The sequence below is a fragment of the Paenibacillus shunpengii genome, assembly GCF_042684905.1.
GTDB classification, from domain to species: Bacteria; Bacillota; Bacilli; order Paenibacillales; family Paenibacillaceae; genus Paenibacillus; species Paenibacillus shunpengii.
The window spans coordinates 121,868-144,151 of sequence record NZ_JBHUMJ010000008.1 but is presented as its reverse complement, the minus strand read 5'-3'; the positions used below and the strand labels follow the sequence as shown (position 1 = coordinate 144,151).

The following is a 22,284-nucleotide window of genomic DNA, read 5'->3' as shown; positions in this document are numbered from 1 at the left end:
CATTACGAATTCAAGCCAAAGGCCCATAACTATTGTTATCGACAAGTAAGAAGTGAATATTTATACCAAATCGCATTTAATCCATGTTTGATCCGCACGCAAGATTAGTTCTATAGGACTATAATGTTGCCGCAGGTGGTTTCCCTGGGTTTCTCGTTATGGGCGGCTCGGAATCCTCTGAAGCTTCAGCTTCCCCTTTGGCCAAATTAACCCGAGTCAGCATCCATATACCCGCAACAAAAAAGATAAGCACCGATAGAATCGCCAGTCTGCTCGTTCCCGTAGCGGCTGCTGTAAAGCCAAATACAGCGGGTCCCAATGCCGCAGATACTTTACCTGACAAACTCATGAACCCAAAGAATTCCGATGTCTTATGCGCAGGCACCAGGCGGCTGTAAATAGACCTTGCCAAAGACTGAGATCCCCCTTGAACCATTCCCACCATAAATGCCAAGATATAAAAATGGAGGGCCGATTCCATAAAGAATCCGAAAATAACAATGACCACATAAAACCAGAGTGACAGATACAAAGAACGCTTGGCCCCTATCTTACCCGCAAGCTTTCCGAATAAAAAGGTAAAGGGAACACCCACAAATTGAGTAATGAGAAGTGCTGTAATCAGGTGGGTTGTACCGATTCCGATCTCAGCACCATAAATAGCAGCCATGCTGATAATTGTGCTGATTCCATCATTAAAGAACCAAAATGCAATGAGATATTTGAACAATTCAGGATACTTCTTCACATGAAGAAGGGTGTTCGCCACACTTTTGACACTGTGGAGCGCCGTTTGTCCCACTGAACGGCTGGCCGTTCGTGAAGCCCCCTTATCACGCAGTGGAAATCTCCGGAGAAGAGGAATAGCAAACAGCAGCCACCATAAGCCTGAGGTCAGAAACACGAGCTGCATCGCCTGAATTTGCGACGTAAAGCCAATGCTTTCCCAGCCTTGGATCATAATGACATGGACAAGCAGCAGCAGCCCTCCTCCAATGTAGCCAAACATGTAGCCCCGTGCGGAGAGCATATCCCGTTCTGGAGGCGGGGCAATATCTCTCAGCATGGAATCATAGAATGTATTTCCGCCGGAAAAGCCCAGCGTGGCAATAATAAAAAGGATGGATACAAATATATAGTCCCCTGTTCCGGTAAGTGCCATTGCCGAGCTTGCGGTAGCTCCCACTATGGCTGCAATCATTAGATAGGTTCCTTTGCGTCCCCCGACATCCGCCGCTGCTCCTAATATAGGGGAGATAACGGCGACAAGAATCATGGCGATTGTTTGGGAGAAAGCCCAATAGCTGGTAGCTATTGCATCATCCAGACCCTCAGCCGCCACATTTTGATAAAAGATAGGAAGTACAGCCGCAATCATGGTTGTTGCAAAGGCTGAATTCGCCCAGTCGTACATGACCCATGCACGTGCTTGCTTTGGATCCATTCGTAAACCCCTCCATCATTTATCTCGTTTTTTTAATATTAGTTAGCATGACTTTTGCATAGTTTGAGATTTCATATGATAACTTTACATGAGATATGTTAATTAAATTTGCATTTTACATAAACTATTGGACAAGCCACAGACACGATCTGCATTGCTCTGCCGCTTTCAATCGCCTATAATTTAATAGTGTACTTTCCTTTCATTAGAAAACAAACGCGATAAGCGAATTATTATGCAACCTATGAAGTCAGGAGGCTAGTCATGAACATCAGTCAATTGGAGACACTGATTACGATTTCCAAAACGATGAGCTTCCGTAAAGCCGGAGAACTTCTTAATTTGACACAACCTGCCGTCTCAGCTCAGATCAAAAGCCTTGAGGATGAGTTTCGGACGGTGCTTGTGGACAGATCCCAGCCGGTCGCCCTAACGGACCGAGGTAAGGTATTTCTGAGCCACGCCGAACGAATTCTTGAGATTGTGGATGAACTGAAGCTTAAGCTCCTGGATCTTGATCAGAACCCACAGGGACATATTTTACTGGGCACAACCACATCTATCGCCATTCAAATTCTGCCGCGCATTCTGTCTTATTTTCAAGATCAGTTTCCACAGATTAAGACAAGCATTCAATCCATGCCATCCTCACAAATCTATGAGCAAGTAGAGAGCGGGGTGATTGACGTCGGAATCGGTTATCTTATTGAACGGAACCCTAATTTAAGTACCTCCACCCTGTACTATGATACATTTGAATTGGTCGTTTCACCCAAGCATCCACTGGCAAAGAAGAAGCATGCTACAATTGATGCACTGGGTACAACGCCGCTCATCATGCTGTCACCGGATACAGTCGGCCGCCGGTTTGTAGATAATATCATGGATAAACACGGGATTGAGCCCAATATCGTAATGGAATTGTCCAGCAGTGAAGAAGTCAAAAGAATGGTGGAGCTGGATCTCGGCGCAGCCGTCATCTCCAAGCAGGCCATTGCCGCAGAGCTTCGTCTCGGGACGCTGGTCATGATCCCGCTCAGCGAGCTCGAGGTCAGCCATCCTGTTGGAGTCATTTATAAATCTAGTCGGTATTTAAATTCCGCGATGCAGCAATTTTTGAGCGATCTCAAAGGAATGCCGGAAACCCAGTTTGTAAGCTCGGAATAATGAAGAAGGAGGAACAGGAATGAAATTTGACCTGCATACGCATCATTTCCGCTGTGGACATGCCGACGGGAACATACGCGATTACGTGGAAGCCGGTATTTCCGCTGGACTTGCCGCCATTGGCATATCTGACCACACTCCCTATTTCGGCAGCGAAGAAGAACAACCCTTCCCGAAGATCGCGATGCCCAAAGCAGAGCTTCGTCATTATGTACAGGAAGTTCTGGACATTAAGAAGGAATATGAAGGAAAAATTGATGTCCTGCTCGGCATTGAATCTGACTTTTTTCCCGAAGTTGCACATATTTATCATGAGACGCTCAGCAAATATCCCTTCGATTATATCATCGGTTCTGTACATAGCACCGGCGGTGTGAGTATTTTTAACAAAAACAGATGGAAGGGATTAGACGATCAGACAAGCCTACAGGTAAAAGAGGCTTACTATGACCTGATTCGGCAATCCGCGAGAAGCGGCATGTTTCAAATTCTTGGACATATCGATGCCATGAAGGGGAACTACCCTGCGTTTGCCGACATTCCTGCGAGCAAGGCTATAGATGAGACCCTAAAGGTCATTGCTGAGGAGAAGATCGCTATTGAGATCAATACTTCAGGAAAGACTAAACTATGCGGGGGCTGGTATCCTGCTGACGAAATTCTGGAGAGGGCCCTTCATTACGGTGTATATGTTACGTTCGGATCTGATGCGCATAAGCCGTCTCGTGTAGGAGATGAATGGGAGGAAGTCCGTACAAGGCTGATCGACATCGGGTTTAAGGAATGGGTCTATTATAAACAGAAGCAAATGCAGATTGTTCCTCTATAATACCTACTACAATAGCTGTCAGGCCGCATACTGCGGTCTTTCTTTATGTAAAAAGGCAAAAAAAATGGACCCGCTTCTCAAATAAACGGGTCCCAACAGCATTGAATTTATATTATCAAAAAGGGGGTCATGTCAATAAGTTTACCCGCTCACTGTTAGAGTAAAGTTTCAGTAATATTTCATTTGTGTAACAAAGTACATTATTTTACATTACGAATGTTGAGTATCCTCTTTGGCTCTTGAAACCATCGTTTTAACCGTGACCGACCTGTTTACAATCAGGATTCCGCTGACAACGAGCGACAGTGAAATACCGACCCAGCCTGACATCTGTTCTCCAAGTAGAATGGAAGATAATATGACGCCAAATACTGGGATCAGGAACAGATACATCGATACACGTCCGACATCATTATATTTCATAATGGTATTCCAGATTCCGAATCCTACTGCCGACAAAACGGCTAGATACAATAGATACATGAATAGAGTGCCGTTAATCGCAAAAGGAGCTGCACCGACCATCGGTACAGACACCACTATGAGCAGGATTCCGCCAAGCGCCATCTGTCTTCCCGTTAAAGATAACACAGGCTCATGTCTGCTCTCCTGCTTCGCCAGCACATTGCCTACACCACCAAAAAGGGCAGAGCCCAGCAGCAGCAATTCTCCCCACCCAAAGGAGAGACTGAGATCCCCTTTTCCGATGCCGACAGCAGCAATACCTAAGAATCCCAGCAGCAATCCGGTGATCTTCATTACAGTCAGTCGCTCTGCCGAATTCACGAAGCGTACGGAGAGCATCTGGAACAAGGAAGTCGATCCGACGATGATGGACCCTTGTATCCCCGTGCTGTAGCTGAGTCCTACGTACAGCAGTAAATATTGAAGAAAGGTTTGAATGAAAGCTAGACGAGACAATCTGGCTTTGCCAAGCTTTTTACGATGTTCTGTTGTTGCTGTTCTTCGAGTGACCAAATAATGAAATATGATAAGCAGCAGACCTGCCAGTGTAAACCGATAACCTGCAAACAGCCACTGCGCCCCGTAATCTGCTGCACCAATTCCCAAATCCTCATATCCGATCTTTATAATCGGCATCGCACTTCCCCACAGCATGGTAGCGACGACTGCACTAATGACGATCCCTGCGGGGTGTCTAAACCATTGTTCAATTTTCATAGTGTACCTACTTTGAATATAATGTCTGTTCCTTTACATAAACGAGTACATCCTGTCCATTTTTTGGAAACAGGGAGAAATGCTTATGTGTCCGCATATACTTCATTCCATTCTTGATGAGAACCTTCTGGGAACGCTGATTATGTTCATGACATTTGCCTTCAATTCGCTGAAGCCCAAGCTCCTCAAAGCCGAAACGGATCATTCGTCCGACCGCCTCCGTTCCATACCCCTGACCCCAATACCTGCGGTCAAACATATACCCGATCTGTGCCTCCTTCTTATCTTCCTTCCATTGCTGGAATGAGATAACCCCGATCAGCTCGTCCGTTTCAAGGAGACATATACCATAGTGAACCGATTCAAGTCTCGCTCCGGATATCCATATTTCCTTTAGCAAGCGCCTAGCCCGAAGCTTAGTCGGCAAGTGTACACGATTTAAATACTTTATGACCTCTACATCATTCAAAAAGCGAAGTATCGTCTCATCATCGCTCGGCGTAAGGCCTCTGAAGAGCAAGCGCTCTGTCCTCAGCACCGGCAGTCCTCGTCCTAACGCATGCTTCGTGAACATGGTCGTATGCTCCTATCGTCCATTATCTTTATTTTTGTATACCGCGATAAACACCCGTGCGAATTTCATTAATGTAGAGATCCATATCCGGGGCACCCGAATTCAGTGCAATTTGAACTTCTTCCTCAATGCGATAAGGTACACGGATAAATTGGATATTAAAAGCTGCATCAGACGAGGACGACTTCTCTCCGAATTGCCCCATCGTAAGGTTCGTTCCTTCAAGAATACAGTAGGAAGCTTCCGGAATGTCCAGCGGGTTGCCCACGCTGCCCACATTAAATAATACTTTGCCGCTGATATGCTGAAGATAGGCATTATGCACATCTCCATAACCGACCACATCCGGCACGTCCTGCTCCAGCTCTTCAATGGATGCAGCAATCGGCGCGAACATACCGAGTCTCTCCTCTATGCTGTCCCATGGCTGGACACGATGATATACGCTTACAGCCGAAGCATGCACCAATCGAATGGAACGCCCGCTGAGTCCGAAATGACAGCTAAAGGGCAATGAGGATAAATAGGATAGGCGCTCCTGACCAAGCCGATCTGCATGCCACTCAAAATGAAGCCCCTCCTGCCTTTTAGCCACAAGCTCATCCCAGTTGCCCCGCACAACCACCTCACAGTTTGCTCGGACACTGTCTAGGCAGGCTTCCGGATTCGGCCCTTTGCCCACCACATCACCAAGACAGAAGATACGCGTAATCCCGCGGTGGCGCATATCCGCCAGTACGGCTGTCCATGCGGTCATATTCCCATGAATATCGGAAACTATAGCGATTCGTTCCATCTCATCATTTCCTTTCTGTTATTGTTCGTCCCTATGCACTGATTCATGTGCAGATTACAAATGGATCATCGTCAGCTCGGGCTTGCATAGGAAACGGATTGGCAGCTGGGTCATACCGACACCCCGATTTACATAAACCGGCATGGATGCCCCCTCTTTTCCGGTGTAGTACAGACCTTGAATATACTTATGCGAGCCTCGCGGTGTCGTCAGAGCGCCGATAAAAGGAGCTCTCACCTGTCCTCCGTGACTATGCCCGGACAATTGCAGATCATAGGCGTATCCAGACGAAATATCGGCGTAATCCGGTTCATGCATCAGAAGAAGCGTAAATATATCTGTCTCCAGACCATCAAGTGCAGCTGCCGGATCAGGTACACCGTTCAAGGCATCATCCAGGCCCGCGATGGCAATGATGTCCCCATTTCTTTCGACTGTAACATGCTCATTAACTAGTAATGTAAAGCCCGCATCATGATACAGCTTTGCCAGCTTCTTATACTCCCGTCCACGATAATCATGATTGCCGAGCACCGCATACTTGCCCAGTGGGGCCTGCATAGATCGGAGCAGGGGAACACACTCTGCCATAGGTTCGGCCTTCGCTTCTACCATATCCCCAGTAAAACAAATGATATCCGGAGACTGTTCTCTAACCGCCTTAGCCAATCGCTCCATATCCGATTTATCCATATGGAACCCCAGATGCATATCACTAAAATGGGCAACTCTCATCCCTTGAAAGCTCTGAGGAAGTCGGGGGAGCGTAAGGTTCACATGCTCCACTTCGAGATTTCGCGGCTCCCACAGCCAAGCGTACCCTCCCGTAAACAAACCGGCACCAGCGGTAAGTCCCAGCTTCATCACCTTCTTCAAGAAGCTTCTGCGGGAAGGATGATGCTGCTTGGGTTTGCCAGGGAAAATGGCCGGAACTGTCTCACTTCCATCCTTGGGACGTTCAGGTTTATTATCCAGTTCCCTATTCGGGCGTGGTGTAAATTCCAAGCGTAATTTCCCCCTTCTAATGAAATGCTATAGCTGCCTCTTTGTCCTGAACCACTCCGCAGCATAATCAACGAGTGCACGCTGCGGTGCCAGGAAGCAGGAGGCCCGCCTGATGTGACTTCTCGCATATATAGAGCCATCCGTCTGCTCATAATCATGTCCTAGCTTATCAAAATCATCGGAGCTGATATTATAATCACGATAAGTAATCCACTGCTTGCTGCCCTGCACAAGGACTGGAGCCTGCTGCTGGATTTCCTTCCTGCCTTTATATTCCGTTCGGTACTCAGCCAAATGCAATGAGGTATTTCGATCATGCCCGCAGCCGATTAACAAGACATAAGCATCCGCATCGTACAACCGGGCAAGCGGTGATGACTCGCCCAGCGGATAATCATAGGCATGGTTCTCTATAATATAGGGTGCAAGTCGTCCATGCGCCGCAAAGGACACATGCGGATGCAGACTACGCAGTACAGCACCGCTCTGCCTGAATGCATCAACAATAGCACCCATTCCAGAAGTCTCTGTCATATCCGGATCATATGCCGGCATTTCAGCACGAATAAGCTCCCACCACTTCGGGTCTGCAGGAGGGTTCATCCAGGTGGAGGGGTCCGTTAAATCCATTGACTGCGTCGGCATGACAAGAGTACCTTCCGGGCCCAGCACATCTTGCAGCGCAAGGACAACAGAAGGAGCGCCCCCCGGAATCCATCCTCCAAAGCTCTTTAACGAGGAATGCACAATCAGCGTCATCCCGGGTCTGAGCCCCAGCTGGTAGAGCCCTTCGCTAATTTCTGTCCGGGTCACGGGTCTGTCTATTATGGGTTCCGTCAAAAGTATTGCACTTCCCTTCTTCAGTTAGTTCCGATTATAACACACTCCGGGTATCTGTATGGAGCCAAGGCGGGCATGGCTCTGCCAATATAAAGAAACTCCGTCTTCAGCATCAAGACGGAGTTCTTGCAAATCATATTACCAGGTGGGACTTTATGCGCCCAGCCAGCGTTTAAACATATGCTTGGTCGTATCCTTGTTCATCTCTGCAATGGAAGTTGTAAGCGGAATGCCTTTTGGACAAGCTCTTACACAGTTCTGCGAATTACCGCAGCCTTCAATTCCTCCATCCTCCATGAGCGATTCGAGTCTCTCTTCCTTGTTCATCTCGCCTGTCGGATGAGCATTGAACAAACGGACTTGTGAGATCGCTGCTGGACCGATAAAGTCTGTCTTGTCATTTACGTTAGGACACGCTTCAAGACAAACACCACAGGTCATACACTTGGACAGCTCGTAAGCCCACTGGCGCTTCTTCTCCGCCATTCGCGGACCAGGTCCCAGGTCATAGGTTCCATCGATCGGAATCCATGCTTTGACCCGTTTAAGTGCCTTAAACATACGATCTCGATCAATAACCAGATCCCGTACTACCGGGAAGGTCTTCATTGGCTCAAGCCGGATCGGCTGCTCCAGCTGGTCCACGAGTGCAGCACAAGCTTGACGCGGCTTCCCGTTAATAACCATCGAGCATGCACCGCAGACTTCCTCCAGGCAATTGGAGTCCCAGCATACCGGAGCAATCTGCTTGCCCGAAGTATTCACCGGGTTGCGCTGAATTTCCATGAGCGCACTGATAACGTTCATTCCGGGACGGTACGGAAGCTCAAATTCCTCAATATAGGAAGGAGAGTCCGGTTTATCCTGGCGGGTAATGACAAACTTTACACTTTTCACGGTTTGTTTATTTACAGCGGTTTCTGCCATGATGGTTCCTCCTTACTGTTTATAATTCATTCCTTGTTGCTCTTATTTGTCCTTGGAATAGTCACGGATACGCGGCGGAATCAGAGATACGTCAACAGGCTCATACGAAATTTCAGGTCCATCCGGCGTCCATTTTGCAAGACTCGTCTTCAGGAAGTTCTCATCATCACGATCCGGGAACTCCGGCTTGTAGTGCGCCCCGCGGCTTTCATTGCGAAGCAGTCCGCCCAGCGTCATCGCTTCAGCCAGCTCCAGCATGTTCCACAGCTGTCTTGTGAAGGATGCACTCGTATTGTTCCAGCTGGATGTATCATTCACGTTAATGTTCTTGTAACGCTCTTTTAATTCCTTAATTTTGCCGATGGTAGCTTCAAGACGATCATTGTAGCGGACAACCGTCATATTGTCCTTCATCCAGTCGCCGAGCTCCTTATGAATAACATAGGCATTCTCTGTGCCTTGCATTTTGGTAATGCGGTTGTACTTATCGGTCTGCTGCTTCTGATATCTGTCGAACACAGAAGAGGATACATCCTGTGCTGATTTCTTAAGGCCTTTGATATATTCAACCGCCTTAGGACCTGCAACCATCCCTCCGTAGATCGCCGATACAAGAGAATTGGCGCCAAGTCGATTGGCCCCGTGGTACTGGTATTCACACTCTCCCGCTGCAAACAATCCCGGAATGTTGGTCATCTGGTTATAGTCGACCCACATACCGCCCATAGAGTAGTGAACCGCAGGGAAGATCTTCATCGGAATCTTGCGCGGATCGTCGCCCATGAATTTTTCATAGATTTCGATAATACCGCCGAGCTTAACGTCGAGCTCCTTCGGATCTTTGTGAGACAAATCAAGATATACCATGTTTTCGCCATTCACGCCGAGCTTCTGGTTAACACATACATCAAAAATTTCACGTGTGGCAATATCCCGCGGTACAAGGTTCCCGTATGCCGGGTATTTCTCTTCGAGGAAGTACCAAGGTTTACCGTCCTTGTAAGTCCAGATACGGCCACCCTCACCCCGTGCCGACTCTGACATCAGTCTCAGCTTATCATCACCCGGAATCGCTGTCGGGTGAATCTGGATGAATTCTCCGTTCGCATAAGTCACACCTTGCTGATACACCGCACTCGCCGCTGTACCTGTATTAATAACCGAGTTCGTCGTCTTACCGAAGATAATGCCGGGACCGCCAGTTGCCAGAATCGTTGCATCCGCTGCGAATGTAGCGACCTCCATACTGCGCAGATCCTGAGCCACTATCCCGCGGCATACGCCTTCATCATCCACAACCGCCTGCAAAAACTCCCAGTGCTCATGCTTCGTAACAAGACCTGCTGTCTCCCAGCGGCGTACCTGCTCATCCAGAGCGTACAGAAGCTGCTGACCTGTTGTTGCACCTGCAAACGCGGTACGGTGATGCTTAGTGCCTCCGAAACGGCGGAAATCGAGCAGCCCTTCCGGTGTCCGGTTAAACATAACGCCCATCCGGTCCATCAGGTGAATGATGCCTGGTGCTGCTTCACACATCGCTTTAACTGGAGGCTGATTCGCCAAGAAGTCACCGCCATAGACGGTATCGTCGAAGTGAACCCATGGAGAATCGCCCTCCCCCTTGGTGTTAACTGCGCCGTTAATACCGCCTTGGGCACAAACGGAGTGAGATCTTTTGACAGGTACAATAGAAAATAGATGAACGTGGACTCCTGCTTCTGCAGCCTTAGTTGCTGCCATAAGTCCTGCAAGACCGCCGCCCACGACGATAATGTTGGATGTAGCCATTTCTAGTTCACTCTCCTCTTACAGCTTAGACTGTTACTTTCAACACTTCGATTACAGCAGATGCATCAAATTCCACGGAACGGAAGGCAAATAGCGATGCAATAAACATAATGGAGCAGACTGCGAACAAGCTCATGCAGACGTACGAGGATACTCGCTGTGCACGAGGGCCGCGCGTAATTCCCCAGCTAACAAGGAATGCCCACAGGCCGTTGGCAAAGTGATAAGAAGCTGCCACGACACTAATCAGATAAATAATGAAATAGACCGGATTCGTTACAATGCTGTGCATCAGCGCACCGAGCTCATCATGGCTCACCTCGCCCAGGAATACCTGAACGCGTGTCTGATAAACGTGCCAGATCACGAATACGAAAGTAATGACGCCGGATATACGCTGAAGCGTATATCTCCAGTTGCGCTCATTGTTGAACCTGCCAACGTTCGGCTGGGCCTGATACGCAATGTACAATCCGTAAACACCGTGATACAGCATAGGGACATAGATCACGAAAATTTCCATCAAAAGCAGCAGCGGAAGGCTGTTGATCAAATTTACTGCAGACTGAAACCTCTCCGGCCCGCCTTCAACAGCTGCAAAGTTCGAGAACATGTGCATAAGAAAAAACACACTCAGAGGGATGAGGCCTAGAAGCGAGTGAATCTTTCGGGCATAGTAACCTTTCATAAACTGACTTTCCCCTTTCCATGTACAGCGTTTTCATATTTGAATTTGGAAGATAAAATGAACGAAAGATCCTGCACCCCGTCAAACAAAAAATATATCATACAGGGGAATGGTTCATGAAAGGCTCATGAAGTCTCCGGTTCAAATTATCTGGATCACACAGTGACCTGCTAGTTCACTAAGGCTCGACAAATTTCTAGTTTTTGCTTAACTTGTGAACAACCTGTGTCGCTTTAATGTTACTCTTTTTTTTCTTATAAGGGAATTGCAATATAATTATTAAATGTTATAACTATAGGGTATAAGTATATATGTTTATAAACGCTGAATAGGAGGATGAAGCATCTATGTATGAAGAAATGCAGGCATTTGCCACTGTTGTTGAGCAATCCAGTCTTAACCAGGCCTCCAAGCTGTTAAACCTGTCACAGCCTGCTCTGTCCCGCAAGATCGCCAAACTGGAGGATGAACTCGGTGTTACCCTTTTTAATCGGGTTGGCAAGAGATTGGAGCTGACCTCCATCGGAAGGCTTGCTTATGATTTTGCGATTGAACAGCAGCAGCAGCAGCTGAAATTTCTGCAAACACTGGCCCAATTCAAGGACGATACGGACAGCGCTATCACACTGGGAGCCAGTTTAACGACACTGCAGACGACGCTGCCTCCGCTCATTACAGCATTTATGGACAACCATCCGCATGCGGAGATCAAGCTTGTTACAGGCAAGACCCATGAAATTGTATCCAGTGTGCGAGACAAGCAGGCTGATGTAGGCATCGTCGCTTCTTCCATTAACGAACCCGGACTAAACTGTCTTCCTCTCTTCGACGACCATTTGGAGCTCGTTGTTGCCAGCACACATTCTCTAAGTGGACAAGCATCCCAAATGGATGATCTGCAAAAAATGCCAATGATCACCTTCTCCAAAGGTACCTGGTATCGTAAATTAACGGATGATCTGTTTCACAGATCAGGAGTTATGCCAGATATTCGAATGGAAATCGATTCCTTTGAAGCCATTGTACGTCTGCTTCCAACCTGCAAGCTTGCCGCCCTGCTCCCCAAATCCTATTTGAGGCCGCAGCTGCTCGCAGACAATGACTTGGTCACGGTTCATATTCCTGAGCTTCGACAAACAAGACGGACGACCTGCATGATCTATGGACAAAAAGAAGAGCTAAGCGCGACAGCCAAGCAGTGGATTCACGAAATACGCGAATTTTTCGCTGCGAAGCGCGGTTAGCTCAGGGAATATTCTTATTGGCTAATGACTTCTTCGTCAAAACGCTCAATGTTGTCATTGGTCCCGATAATAATCATGATATCTCCAGTATGCACATGATCGAGTGCAGTTGGTGCAATAATGATGCCCTCATTCTTCTGAAGAGCAACGATGCTGCAATTGTATCTGGCTCTCGAATTCAGCTCGGAGAGCGTTTTGCCATCCAGACATCTCGGAACTGTCATTTCGACAATGCTGTAATTGTCAGACAGGTCAATATAATCGAGCAGATTCGGCGTGACAAGCTGGTGTGCAACCCGTTTGCCCATATCTCTCTCCGGATAGACAATCCGGTCCACGCCCAGCTTCTCCAGCGCCCTGCCATGCAGCAGCGAGATGGCTTTGGCAATGACCTTTTTCACACCGAGCTCCTTCAGCAGGATGGCAGACAGAATACTCATCTGAATATCGTCGCCAATCGCCACGATGCCGCAGTCAAAATTACGGATACCTAGTGAACGAAGCGTATCCTCATCCGAAGCGTCCGCGACGACCGCATGAGTCAGGAACTCACTCATATCATTAACGATCTCCTCATTGCGGTCTATACCCAGGACTTCATAACCATTCTCTACGAGTTCGATTGCCAGACTGGAACCGAAGCGGCCGAGCCCAACAACAACAAATTGCTGATTTTTCATAACGTTAGTCTCAAATCTCCTCTTTAGCCAATAATAATCTTGCCTTCTGGATGTCTATACAATTCCTTGCTCTTTCGATTGAGTGCATAAGCGAGCGTTATCGGCCCAAGACGACCTGCAAACATCGTCAGGCAGATCAGCAGCTTGCCAATGGTCGTCAGCTCAGGTGTAAGCCCCATGGACAGCCCTACCGTTGCAAATGCCGATGTTGTCTCAAACAAGATCATTAGAAAGCGTGCATCTTCAGTAGTCGATAAAATCATCGTTACACCCACCACCAGGAGCAGCGAAATCATTGTAATGGTCAGGGCCTTAATAATTCGTTCCTGAGCCAAACGGTAGCGGAATATGACGACATCATCCCGGCCTCGTACCATGGATAGCACGGCACCGACAAGAATGGCAAATGTCGTAGTCTTGATCCCGCCCCCAGTCGATCCCGGAGAAGCCCCGATAAACATCAGCAGGATGATAAAAAACTGGGTTGCCTGGCGTAAGCCCGCGATATCAAGCGAATTCGCGCCTGCCGTCCTCGATGTGACGGATTGAAAGAAGGAAGCTAGTACTTTTCCTCCGGCATCCAGTCCTACCAAAGTCTTCGCGTTGCTAAATTCCAAGATAAATATAACTATAGCACCGAAGACAATCAGGAAGCCTGTAATCGACAATACTACTTTTGAATGCAGTGACAGGGTTCGTTTTTTTCTTTTTCGAAGCTCCAGCACATCGGAGAGAACGACGAAACCAAGACCACCTGAAACAATCAATACCATCGCGATGATGTTGATGAACGGGTCATCCACATAAAGCGTCAGACTCCGATATTCACCAAAGATATCAAAGCCGGCATTATTAAAGAATGATATGGAGTGGAATATGCCAAAATATACTGCCTTGCCGATACTCATATCAAAAGACCATCTAAGCGCAAACAAGACAGCCCCTACTGCTTCAATCGTCAGGGAGTAGAACAATACTTTGCGGACCAGCTTAACAATGCCCTCAATCGAACTCTGGTTGAACGCTTCCTGCAGGATCAGTCTTTCCCGCAGCGAAATCCGCCGCCTGAATACGATGGCAATCAAGGTGGCCATGGTCATAAATCCCAGACCGCCGATTTGGATCAAAAACATAATGACGACTTGGCCAAATACAGAAAAGTCATATCCGGTGTCCAGTATGACAAGTCCGGTCACACATGTAGCAGATGTCGCTGTGAACAGCGCATCAATAAACCCTACACTTACTCCGTTCGCGCTCGATACAGGCAGCATCAAGAGAAGGGTGCCCATCAGGATAATGCCTGCAAAGCCAAGCACCAAAATCTGCGGTGGATTCAATTTAAAAAGACGGTGCTGCTCGTTAAGCACGGGTTCACCTCGTTTTATATTCCTATCATCAAAAAAAGAACCAACCAGCCCGTAAAGTCCAGGCTCTATTGTATTGGTTCCCCTGTTTTCACTTTAGGATTCGGCTAATTGCTTCTCGTATGAAGTTCAACCACGATTATAAGACTTTCGGGAAAGCGTGACAAAATCAAAAACACCTTAATTTCACTAAAAAAGTGCAAAAATGAATATACTTCTTTAAAGTCAACATATTATGAAACATTATTGGACATTTTCATGCTTGTAAACCGCTTTCTCAAGGATTTGCTCTATTCATTGGCTTTGAGACAGCGGCATATGCTATCTTTACTGTAAGCTGAACAATCTCAAGTAAGAATGGAGGAATGACATTGAATCGACCAGGGCAGCCTTTAGTGCTCAAACCGAACTACAGCTTGCTCGGGGTGCTCGCGGCCATCGGCCTGATCTTGTTTTTTATTTTTCAGATATTGCCGGGAACGTCAATGCAATCTACTGAACAGCAGACAGCAAAGGTAATCAGCAAAGAGGAAGCATACCAAGCTGCGGTTCAATATGCCGAGAGTGAACTCGGGCTAAACGATAAAATTTTGTTTGAGGATGTATTAGTTACATACCAGTCACGTTCCGAATTATACGGCTATCTGGCTAATCAGAAGCTGCTTGAGCAGTACGACAAAGAATTTGAGCAACAATATCCGTATGATGTATATCGGGTAAGACTCCCCGATCAAGACTCAGGAGGCTATCTAAATGTAGATATTCACATGAATACCGCGAAGCCTGTATCCTATATCCGGGAATTGCCTGATTCCGATTATACGACGAATGAACTGGTGCCTGAATCGGAAGGAAGAGCTGCATTACTTCGGTTATCCGAAGGCGGAATTTCACTGGAAGATAAAGTGAGTCTTGCTGTCCCTGTTCTATCCGAATTGGGCTATGACGTAAGCACACTAGAGCTTGAAACGACCGAAGCCGATCCCGGTCTGGTCTATGCAGATCACAGTAAGGAGCTCGGAGAAAGTACGCTGAAGCTTCATTTCACTTTTGAAAATGACGATATTCGATCATTCGAACCCGAGTTCTCTGTACCTGCCGAACATACAGCATATGTAGCGAAGGAAACGTCCAGAGCCAACCTAATGACGCTTGCAGGCTATGGATTATTCACCTTGCTGCTTGGTGTACTCGCTATCGTGTACAGTGTACTGACAAGAGCCTATACCTCATTTAAAAGAGGAATCTGGTTGTCCATTCTGTATTTCCTGTTCTCCATGATCGGTACGATCAACTTGCTGCCAACATTCCAGGCGGAAGGTTATTCGACCCTCATGCTTGTCATCTTGTTTGGAATCCAAACGTTGTTTACGCTGGCTATGACCGCTCTTGTATACTTCTCTCTGGTTGCTGGGAACGGGCTCTGGCGGAAAGACGGCTACAATCTATGGGGACGGGCCAAGGAGCCTGGATATGGCCACTATGTGCTTCACAGCATGTATTCGGGTTACCTATGGGCATTTATACTGCTTGGATTGCAGTCCGTCATCTTCTTCGTGCTTGAAAAAGGACTCGGCGTATGGTCTACAACAGATGCCAGCCAGTCCCCTTATAACATGGTCTATCCGTGGCTTATGCCTATCCTTGCCTGGATGGCCGGCATTGGGGAAGAAGCCGTTTACCGTTTGTTCGGTATCCGAATCTTTAAGAAGATGGTACGAAGCACGGTCTTGGCCGCGATGATTACGTCTCTCATCTGGGCATTCGGTCATACGCTGTATCCGATCTACCCTGTCATCACAAGACCGATTGAACTCACGATTATCGGCCTTGTATTCAGCTTCATTATGATCAAATATGGCTTCGTCACTGCTGTATTCAGCCACGTCATCTTTAACAGCATTCTCATGGGTATCAGCTTGCTCGCCATGCAGGATGCCATAAATGTAGCTGCCGGAGTATTCTGGATGGTGCTTCCTGCCATCGTGGGTTACGTCATCTACCGTTTTCATTCGGGAACAAAAAAAGAGAAGCCGATATTTACGGCTCCTCATCCTGAAGAGAGTCAATAATAGTTTGGGCGAGCTTATCGCCAATGGATAGAGGCCGGAAATCTTCAATGCTGGCCTCTTTAATTTTGCGCAGAGATCCGAAATGCTTAAGCAGCATCTTGCGTCGTTTCTCGCCAATACCCGGTATGGCATCCAGACGGGATACAACCATCGATTTGCCTCGCTGCTCGCGGTGGAATGTGATAGCGAAGCGGTGGACCTCCTCCTGAATTCGCTGAAGCAGGTAGAACTCCTGACTATCCCGAGGCAGCTGAATAACTTCGAACGTATCTCCAATCATAAGCTGCGATGTTTTATGCTTCGCATCCTTCACGAGGCCGCATACGGGAATATACAACCCCAGTTCATTGTGAAGAACATCCATTGCTGAGGATATCTGACCACGACCCCCATCGACGATGATCAGATCGGGCTGTGTCAAATTCTCCTTGAGCACACGCTCATATCTGCGGCGAATGACTTCACGCATCGTTTCATAATCATCCGGCCCTTTAACAGATCGAATCTTGTATTTGCGATACTCTCTTTTCTCTGCCTTACCGTCAATAAACACGACCATCGCAGATACTGGATTTGCTCCTTGAATATTGGAGTTATCGAAGGCTTCAATACGGTGAAGAGAGGATAGTCCAAGCGCTTCTCCCAAACGCTGCGCGGCCTTTGAAGTGCGCTCCTCTGTCCGCTCAATCAAACGGAATTTCTCATCGAGAGATACCTTCGCATTCTCCGTGGCCATTGAGACCATTTGACGCTTCAAGCCCCGCTTCGGAATGAGCACCTTGATATCCAGCCATTCTTGAAGCAGTCCTGCTGCACTGACTGGATCATCAATTCCGCTCGTCTCTAGATCACCTGATGCAGTCTCGTCAGGAATTGGAACGGTCTCCTCCTCCTGCTCATTCTCCTCTAAACTATAAGCTTGTGCCTGCTCATTCGCTTCGTCTGCTTCCTGAGTCTGCTGAAGCTGCATGTTCTCCTCCTCAGGCAGCATAGGGAGAAGTATTTCCTTCGGCAATGCCGGATTATCACTGTAATACTGGGTTACAAAAGATATGAAGTCCGCATACGCATCTCCGTAAAAAGGAAAAGAAGTGGAATGACGCTCGATCATTTTGCCCTGGCGTATATAAAGAATTTGTACACTCATCCAGCCTTTGTCTATCGCAAAACCGAATACATCCCGGTCCTTGGTATCAGCGGTCGTGATCTTCTGCTTCTCCATCAGGGCATCGATCGCAATGATCTGATCGCGCAGCTCCTTAGCCCGTTCAAAGTATAGATCCTCTGCCGCCTCCTCCATCTTCTTCTGGAGATCCTTCTTGATCTCCTCGTGACCTCCGCTTAGGAAGGAAGCAATCTCTGTGCTGATCCCTTCATAGGTCTCTTTGCCAATCTCTTTGACACAAGGTGCCAGGCATTGACCCATATGGTAGTACAAGCATACTTCCTTCGGCATGACTCCGCATTTACGCAGCGGATACATTCGGTCAAGAAGCTTCTTCGTCTGATGTGCTGCATAGGAGTTCGGATATGGACCGAAATACTTTGCCTTGTCCTTCAGCACCCGGCGAGTGACCTCCAGCTTCGGATGTCGCTCATTCGTTATTTTTAAATAGGGAAAGGTCTTGTCATCCTTAAGCAGTACATTGTAACGCGGCTGATGCTTCTTGATTAGATTCAGCTCCAGCAGAAGCGCCTCTTTGTTACTGCTCGTAACGATGTATTCAAAATCACGGATATCCGCAACAAGCCGCTGGGTCTTCCCGTTATGGCTTCCCGTAAAATAGGAGCGCACCCGATTCTTCAGCACCTTCGCTTTCCCGACATAGATGATCGTCCCCTGATCATTCTTCATCAGATAACAGCCAGGCAGATCGGGCAGCAGTGCCAGCTTGTGTCTGATCTGCTCCAGCGCCTTCTCCTGTTCATGAATATGGCTCAGATGTGATTCCATCTTCCTTCGTTCCCCCTCCCTGTCAAACTGTATTATTAGATCTATATATAAACGGTGAATTAAAGGTTATAAAAGTAAAAAGGTCTGAAAAAGGGATCAAACAACGAATGCATGTTCCCTATGTTATAGTATAACTTCTTTCTACGTACGATCAAGTGCTATCCTGTATTCATTCGTCCAAACCGCAAAAACCATGAAAAAACGCCCCAGGCTGCAATGCCGGAGGCGTTACCATCTTCATTTCTTAAGCCGATTAGTGCTTGGAAATCAGATTTTTCAGGTTTTCCTTAGAGTTCAAACCAACCACTTTATCAACAGGCTGACCGTCTTTGAACAGGATCAGTGTAGGAATGCTCATTACACCGAAACGGGAAGCCGATTCAGGGTTCTCATCCACGTTTACTTTAGCGATCTTTACATCATCGCCTACTTCACCAGCAAGCTCTTCCAGAATAGGAGCAAGCATTTTACAAGGACCGCACCAAGGCGCCCAGAAATCTACAAGAACCGTACCTGTGCCTTCAACCTCAGTGTTAAAGGATTGATCGGATACATTAACAATAGCCATGAAATATGTCCTCCTTATATATACTGCGTAGTTATTATTAAACTTCATATCGTTCTGGTAAACGATTGAGTTCATTATAGCACAACGACTCCCGTAAGGAAATACATGCATATGCATATATTTTGCGAATTCTTCACAACTATTTCCGTATTCATGAATTCTTTACAAGGGCTTCCTATAGTGGGTATACTTATATTGTTTTAGTACGTAAACAGAGGAGGGCAGCATCATGGAACCAAACATTGTGAGACCGTACGATCCAAGGTCCCATGTGAACGAAGAACCGCGTAACGATCTCTTCGATCTCATTGGCGGATTCGTCGGCATGTTCGTGCTGATGACCGTTATCTTTTTTGGAATGGTTATCATTAAGTTCCTGATGGCGTAGGCTTTCCATAGAAAGCCGCATGACCCAAGCCAAAGTCTGATTGGCCCGCTGTGACGGGATGATCAGGCTTTGTTTATTGTGCCCGCAATTTATGATTTCATCAGCTGAATTCAGCTACCGATGTTTTCCACGCTGGTTCTCCCCACGTACAGAAACTACATCCACAAAAGGACGAATCCGGTCCATTAAACGCTGTCCCTTATGCCGTTCTTCCCCATCCTTGCTCGTAAAGCTCAAATGCTGTTCCAGGCTCTCCAGATTATAATTTGAAGTATAAAACGTTGGCTTGCGGTTCATCCGATAGTTCAGAATTGAGCCCAGTACATGATCTCGTACCCAAGGGCTTAAGTTCTCTGCACCGATGTCATCAAATATGAGCAGATCGCAGTTCTTAAGCATCTCTGTCGTTTCCTTCAGCTTCTGTCCATCCTGAAACATGGATTTCAGATCCTCTACAAAGTCAGGCATATACACAATGACGCCAGTGAACCCTTCAAGCGCCAGCTCATGCAGCAAATAACCCATAAGGAATGTCTTCCCTGTTCCAAAAGAGCCTTCGAGATACAATCCATGCGGTGAAAGCCCGTTCTGCTTCGCTTCATTGACGTAACGGAACACCTGGTTCACGGCAGGGGCCCGCTGCAGATCTTTTCTTAAAATTTCGGCAACATTATACCCCTCACTCAGAGCACGTTCATCCACATAGAAGCTCTGAATCCGCTCCTTGACCTTTTTCTTGTGCATTGCTGCAAGCTGCAGGTTGCAGGGGGTTTTTTTATCTATAATTTCAGGCTCTCCGTTAAAATGCTCCACGGACAATTTCGAATAATGTCCTTCGAAGTCATTCGGACAATTCGCAAGACCTGGGCAGTTGGCACAATTACTGCTGTCTTTGGCATACTGAAAAAACTTGGATAATGAGAGCATAAACCGGGCGTCATCGACCTCAGGGTTCTCTTCCAAGAACCGGCGAACGGAAGGATCAGCCTTCAGCTTGTCCGCAATGGCATGAGACTGTTGACGAAACGACGGATTCATCTGCTGTAATATTTGTCCTAGCGGTCCCATCCTTGGTTAATGCCCTCCTTTCTTGATTTGAAATATATATTACTGAAATTCATTTCTTGGTTAACGGAGTGATTTCTTCGCCTGCATTTCCTCGGCAAAACGAATCATTTCTTCAAGCTCCTCTTCGGTAACCGAAGCCCCGTCTCCTGTATCTTGAACAATAGGAATGTCCGGCTTAAGTTTTGCCTGCTGTGATGCATAGCCTCTCGTGCGCCCAGGTCGTTGAGCCTTCTCGCTCGTTTTATCCTTGCTGCCTTTGACCTTCGACTGATCACGGATATACTGTACTGCTTTTTCATAAGTATTGACCTGCTTAAGCAGCATATTGGAAGCAATGGCTTCCACAAAATTACGATTAATACGCTGTTCACTCCCGGACACCAGCAAGGTCATTAGATAATGAATCAATACATTAATGACTTCGCCCGGGAGCTTATAGCTGAGGTCTACTTTTTCAAATATGTCAATGAGATTGTCCGGTACGGAGCCTGGGAAAAAGGTTTGCAGCAAACGCAAATAAGGTTCATTACGAAGCATCATATTGTACTGGTGGATATCGCACTTGGAAGAGAATTGAGGCGGCACTTCCAAATAATATTCCATCTCTACCCCATGCTCCACGGGAGGCTCATCTGCCTGCTTGCTGTCAAGTGCCTGCCGCATGCTGACTACCTTCGCAGCGTGGATGGACCGTTCTTCCTTCCGCTTCTTCCCTTGCCTGAACATGCTGCTAGCCAGCTCCTGCAGACGATCGAGTATAATCTCGCCACGGGTGTTAAATACTTCGTCCTCATCTAGCAATCGGCACAGATCCTGAATCCCCAGGTCATATTTGTGCACAACATAATTCACAAGGCCAAGCTGATCCGGTTCGAATCGGAGCTGCTCGACATAACGCCGATTGGCAGATTCACGCGGGAAGCGCAAAATAATATCCGCATAGTTCAGCTGGTCATTCTCAGGCACAGCCGGCGTACTTGCTTCAGATCTAGCACTCGACATTTCGGATAATGCCTGCTCAAGCTCATAATCAATGACATGCGTATTCAGCTCAAATATATCGTAAAACGGGACAGAGATATTCTCCTTGTTCGCTGATGGTAATCCTGCTTCCTCAGCATCTTCAGTCCAAATCTGCGATCTCAGTGCAAGCACTGCGAACTTGCCAATCTTATCTCTCAGCAGCAGCGTCAGATGCTGGGTCCGGAAAAATTCACCGGGAGACAAGGGAGGATACAGCTCATACTCATAGGTATATTCATCTGTCTCAGGTATATAAACTCGGGAAGTCTGAAGCAGCCCTACGGCTTCAAGCTTGGAGGTTTGCTCCATCAAATACTTGCGTCCTTTATCACTGGGTTCGAGTCCCAGCGCCAGGAACAGCTTGCGCTGCTGCTCCATCGTGGAGTAGCCGATTTGATCTGCTCTGACATGCTGGAATAACAGCCTGTACAAGCTGATCGCAAAGGCCCCCGCCATGGGCTGATATGCGGAGCTGAGCATCCGTTCGTCCAGGCTGCTAAGTCCAAACTCGCGGAAAACGCAGTATCGATGATTCTCGGTAAAGTGCAGCATGTTCTTCATGCGCATCGCTCATTTCTCCTTCTTCCGAATAATAATGTTTCTCTATTCTATCATAAAAGACGGCCGCTTAAATCTTCAAAAATAGCCAATTTCCCTGCTTAATCTTTCCGCTATTTCAT

Annotated in this window: 20 protein-coding genes; 5 read left to right on the top strand and 15 right to left on the bottom strand. The window is 47.3% G+C overall.

Annotated features, from left to right (window positions below; translation table 11 throughout):
- Positions 1–118 precede the first annotated feature (118 nt).
- Positions 119–1,444 (bottom strand): MFS transporter, encoded by a 1,326-nt coding sequence (locus tag ACFSVM_RS20945; protein WP_379264329.1) that lies wholly within the window; start codon positions 1,442–1,444, stop codon positions 119–121.
- 264 nt (positions 1,445–1,708) lie between these two features.
- On the opposite strand from ACFSVM_RS20945, the gene ACFSVM_RS20940 reads away from it, so the two are divergent.
- Together ACFSVM_RS20940 and ACFSVM_RS20935 are read left to right on the top strand one after the other, a co-directional pair.
- On the top strand, positions 1,709–2,611 hold the full coding sequence (locus tag ACFSVM_RS20940) for a LysR family transcriptional regulator (RefSeq protein ID WP_379264327.1): 903 nt from the start codon (positions 1,709–1,711) through the stop codon (positions 2,609–2,611).
- A gap of 19 nt (positions 2,612–2,630) precedes the next feature.
- Positions 2,631–3,440 (top strand): histidinol-phosphatase, encoded by an 810-nt coding sequence (locus ACFSVM_RS20935; RefSeq protein ID WP_076315053.1) that lies wholly within the window; start codon positions 2,631–2,633, stop codon positions 3,438–3,440.
- Positions 3,441–3,650: 210 nt separating this feature from the next.
- Here the strand turns inward: ACFSVM_RS20935 and ACFSVM_RS20930 are convergent, their stop codons facing one another.
- The 8 genes from ACFSVM_RS20930 to ACFSVM_RS20895 form a co-directional block, all read right to left on the bottom strand.
- Positions 3,651–4,622, bottom strand: a complete 972-nt coding sequence (locus ACFSVM_RS20930; protein ID WP_379264324.1) for a DMT family transporter — start codon at positions 4,620–4,622, stop codon at positions 3,651–3,653.
- A 7-nt stretch (positions 4,623–4,629) separates the two neighbouring features.
- Positions 4,630–5,196: a GNAT family N-acetyltransferase gene (locus ACFSVM_RS20925; RefSeq protein WP_379264322.1), complete on the bottom strand. Its 567-nt coding sequence runs from the start codon at positions 5,194–5,196 to the stop codon at positions 4,630–4,632.
- 28 nt (positions 5,197–5,224) lie between these two features.
- A complete protein-coding gene (locus ACFSVM_RS20920; RefSeq protein WP_379264320.1) occupies positions 5,225–5,992 on the bottom strand; it encodes a metallophosphoesterase family protein in 768 nt (255 codons plus the stop codon).
- Between the two features lie 54 nt (positions 5,993–6,046).
- Positions 6,047–6,997, bottom strand: coding sequence for a metallophosphoesterase (locus tag ACFSVM_RS20915; protein ID WP_379264318.1), 951 nt, complete (start codon positions 6,995–6,997; stop codon positions 6,047–6,049).
- A 27-nt stretch (positions 6,998–7,024) separates the two neighbouring features.
- On the bottom strand, positions 7,025–7,837 hold the full coding sequence (locus ACFSVM_RS20910) for an aminoglycoside N(3)-acetyltransferase (protein ID WP_379264316.1): 813 nt from the start codon (positions 7,835–7,837) through the stop codon (positions 7,025–7,027).
- A 153-nt stretch (positions 7,838–7,990) separates the two neighbouring features.
- Positions 7,991–8,764, bottom strand: a complete 774-nt coding sequence (gene sdhB, locus ACFSVM_RS20905) for a succinate dehydrogenase iron-sulfur subunit (protein WP_047913583.1) — start codon at positions 8,762–8,764, stop codon at positions 7,991–7,993.
- A gap of 42 nt (positions 8,765–8,806) precedes the next feature.
- Positions 8,807–10,552: a succinate dehydrogenase flavoprotein subunit gene (sdhA, locus tag ACFSVM_RS20900; protein WP_379264313.1), complete on the bottom strand. Its 1,746-nt coding sequence runs from the start codon at positions 10,550–10,552 to the stop codon at positions 8,807–8,809.
- A 25-nt stretch (positions 10,553–10,577) separates the two neighbouring features.
- Positions 10,578–11,240: a succinate dehydrogenase cytochrome b558 subunit gene (locus tag ACFSVM_RS20895; protein ID WP_379264311.1), complete on the bottom strand. Its 663-nt coding sequence runs from the start codon at positions 11,238–11,240 to the stop codon at positions 10,578–10,580.
- Between the two features lie 347 nt (positions 11,241–11,587).
- On the opposite strand from ACFSVM_RS20895, the gene ACFSVM_RS20890 reads away from it, so the two are divergent.
- Positions 11,588–12,484, top strand: coding sequence for a LysR family transcriptional regulator (locus ACFSVM_RS20890; RefSeq protein WP_379264309.1), 897 nt, complete (start codon positions 11,588–11,590; stop codon positions 12,482–12,484).
- A 14-nt stretch (positions 12,485–12,498) separates the two neighbouring features.
- Here ACFSVM_RS20890 and ACFSVM_RS20885 read toward each other — a convergent pair whose 3' ends face one another.
- Together ACFSVM_RS20885 and ACFSVM_RS20880 are read right to left on the bottom strand one after the other, a co-directional pair.
- Positions 12,499–13,164, bottom strand: coding sequence for a potassium channel family protein (locus tag ACFSVM_RS20885; protein ID WP_379264307.1), 666 nt, complete (start codon positions 13,162–13,164; stop codon positions 12,499–12,501).
- Between the two features lie 23 nt (positions 13,165–13,187).
- The gene (locus ACFSVM_RS20880) at positions 13,188–14,534 is read right to left on the bottom strand and encodes a TrkH family potassium uptake protein (RefSeq protein ID WP_379264306.1); all 1,347 of its coding nucleotides are present in this window, start codon (positions 14,532–14,534) and stop codon (positions 13,188–13,190) included.
- 368 nt (positions 14,535–14,902) lie between these two features.
- On the opposite strand from ACFSVM_RS20880, the gene ACFSVM_RS20875 reads away from it, so the two are divergent.
- Positions 14,903–16,603, top strand: coding sequence for a CPBP family intramembrane glutamic endopeptidase (locus tag ACFSVM_RS20875; RefSeq protein ID WP_379264304.1), 1,701 nt, complete (start codon positions 14,903–14,905; stop codon positions 16,601–16,603).
- Here ACFSVM_RS20875 and uvrC read toward each other — a convergent pair.
- Both uvrC and trxA read right to left on the bottom strand, forming a co-directional pair.
- The gene (uvrC, locus tag ACFSVM_RS20870) at positions 16,572–18,557 is read right to left on the bottom strand and encodes an excinuclease ABC subunit UvrC (protein WP_379264302.1); all 1,986 of its coding nucleotides are present in this window, start codon (positions 18,555–18,557) and stop codon (positions 16,572–16,574) included. The two genes, ACFSVM_RS20875 and uvrC, sit on opposite strands and share 32 nt — an antisense overlap.
- A 253-nt stretch (positions 18,558–18,810) precedes the next feature.
- Positions 18,811–19,125 (bottom strand): thioredoxin, encoded by a 315-nt coding sequence (gene trxA, locus ACFSVM_RS20865; RefSeq protein ID WP_047913576.1) that lies wholly within the window; start codon positions 19,123–19,125, stop codon positions 18,811–18,813.
- A 229-nt stretch (positions 19,126–19,354) separates the two neighbouring features.
- Between trxA and ACFSVM_RS20860 the strand changes: the two genes are divergently transcribed.
- The gene (locus ACFSVM_RS20860; protein WP_090726846.1) at positions 19,355–19,513 is read left to right on the top strand and encodes a YqzM family protein; all 159 of its coding nucleotides are present in this window, start codon (positions 19,355–19,357) and stop codon (positions 19,511–19,513) included.
- A gap of 114 nt (positions 19,514–19,627) precedes the next feature.
- Here the strand turns inward: ACFSVM_RS20860 and dnaI are convergent, their stop codons facing one another.
- On the bottom strand, positions 19,628–20,581 hold the full coding sequence (gene dnaI / locus ACFSVM_RS20855; RefSeq protein ID WP_379264299.1) for a primosomal protein DnaI: 954 nt from the start codon (positions 20,579–20,581) through the stop codon (positions 19,628–19,630).
- 60 nt (positions 20,582–20,641) lie between these two features.
- Positions 20,642–22,171: a helicase DnaB gene (locus tag ACFSVM_RS20850; protein WP_379264297.1), complete on the bottom strand. Its 1,530-nt coding sequence runs from the start codon at positions 22,169–22,171 to the stop codon at positions 20,642–20,644.
- Between the last annotated feature and the right edge of the window lie 113 nt (positions 22,172–22,284).

Coding starts and splice junctions, on each gene's coding strand:
- ACFSVM_RS20945 (WP_379264329.1), bottom strand. CDS start 1,444: ATGGATCCAAAGCAAGCACGTGCATGGGTCATGTACGACTGGGCGAAT.
- ACFSVM_RS20940 (WP_379264327.1), top strand. CDS start 1,709: ATGAACATCAGTCAATTGGAGACACTGATTACGATTTCCAAAACGATG.
- ACFSVM_RS20935 (WP_076315053.1), top strand. CDS start 2,631: ATGAAATTTGACCTGCATACGCATCATTTCCGCTGTGGACATGCCGAC.
- ACFSVM_RS20930 (WP_379264324.1), bottom strand. CDS start 4,622: ATGAAAATTGAACAATGGTTTAGACACCCCGCAGGGATCGTCATTAGT.
- ACFSVM_RS20925 (WP_379264322.1), bottom strand. CDS start 5,196: ATGTTCACGAAGCATGCGTTAGGACGAGGACTGCCGGTGCTGAGGACA.
- ACFSVM_RS20920 (WP_379264320.1), bottom strand. CDS start 5,992: ATGGAACGAATCGCTATAGTTTCCGATATTCATGGGAATATGACCGCA.
- sdhB (WP_047913583.1), bottom strand. CDS start 8,764: ATGGCAGAAACCGCTGTAAATAAACAAACCGTGAAAAGTGTAAAGTTT.
- sdhA (WP_379264313.1), bottom strand. CDS start 10,552: ATGGCTACATCCAACATTATCGTCGTGGGCGGCGGTCTTGCAGGACTT.
- ACFSVM_RS20895 (WP_379264311.1), bottom strand. CDS start 11,240: ATGAAAGGTTACTATGCCCGAAAGATTCACTCGCTTCTAGGCCTCATC.
- ACFSVM_RS20890 (WP_379264309.1), top strand. CDS start 11,588: ATGTATGAAGAAATGCAGGCATTTGCCACTGTTGTTGAGCAATCCAGT.
- ACFSVM_RS20885 (WP_379264307.1), bottom strand. CDS start 13,164: ATGAAAAATCAGCAATTTGTTGTTGTTGGGCTCGGCCGCTTCGGTTCC.
- uvrC (WP_379264302.1), bottom strand. CDS start 18,557: ATGGAATCACATCTGAGCCATATTCATGAACAGGAGAAGGCGCTGGAG.
- trxA (WP_047913576.1), bottom strand. CDS start 19,125: ATGGCTATTGTTAATGTATCCGATCAATCCTTTAACACTGAGGTTGAA.
- ACFSVM_RS20860 (WP_090726846.1), top strand. CDS start 19,355: ATGGAACCAAACATTGTGAGACCGTACGATCCAAGGTCCCATGTGAAC.
- dnaI (WP_379264299.1), bottom strand. CDS start 20,581: ATGGGACCGCTAGGACAAATATTACAGCAGATGAATCCGTCGTTTCGT.
- ACFSVM_RS20850 (WP_379264297.1), bottom strand. CDS start 22,171: ATGCGCATGAAGAACATGCTGCACTTTACCGAGAATCATCGATACTGC.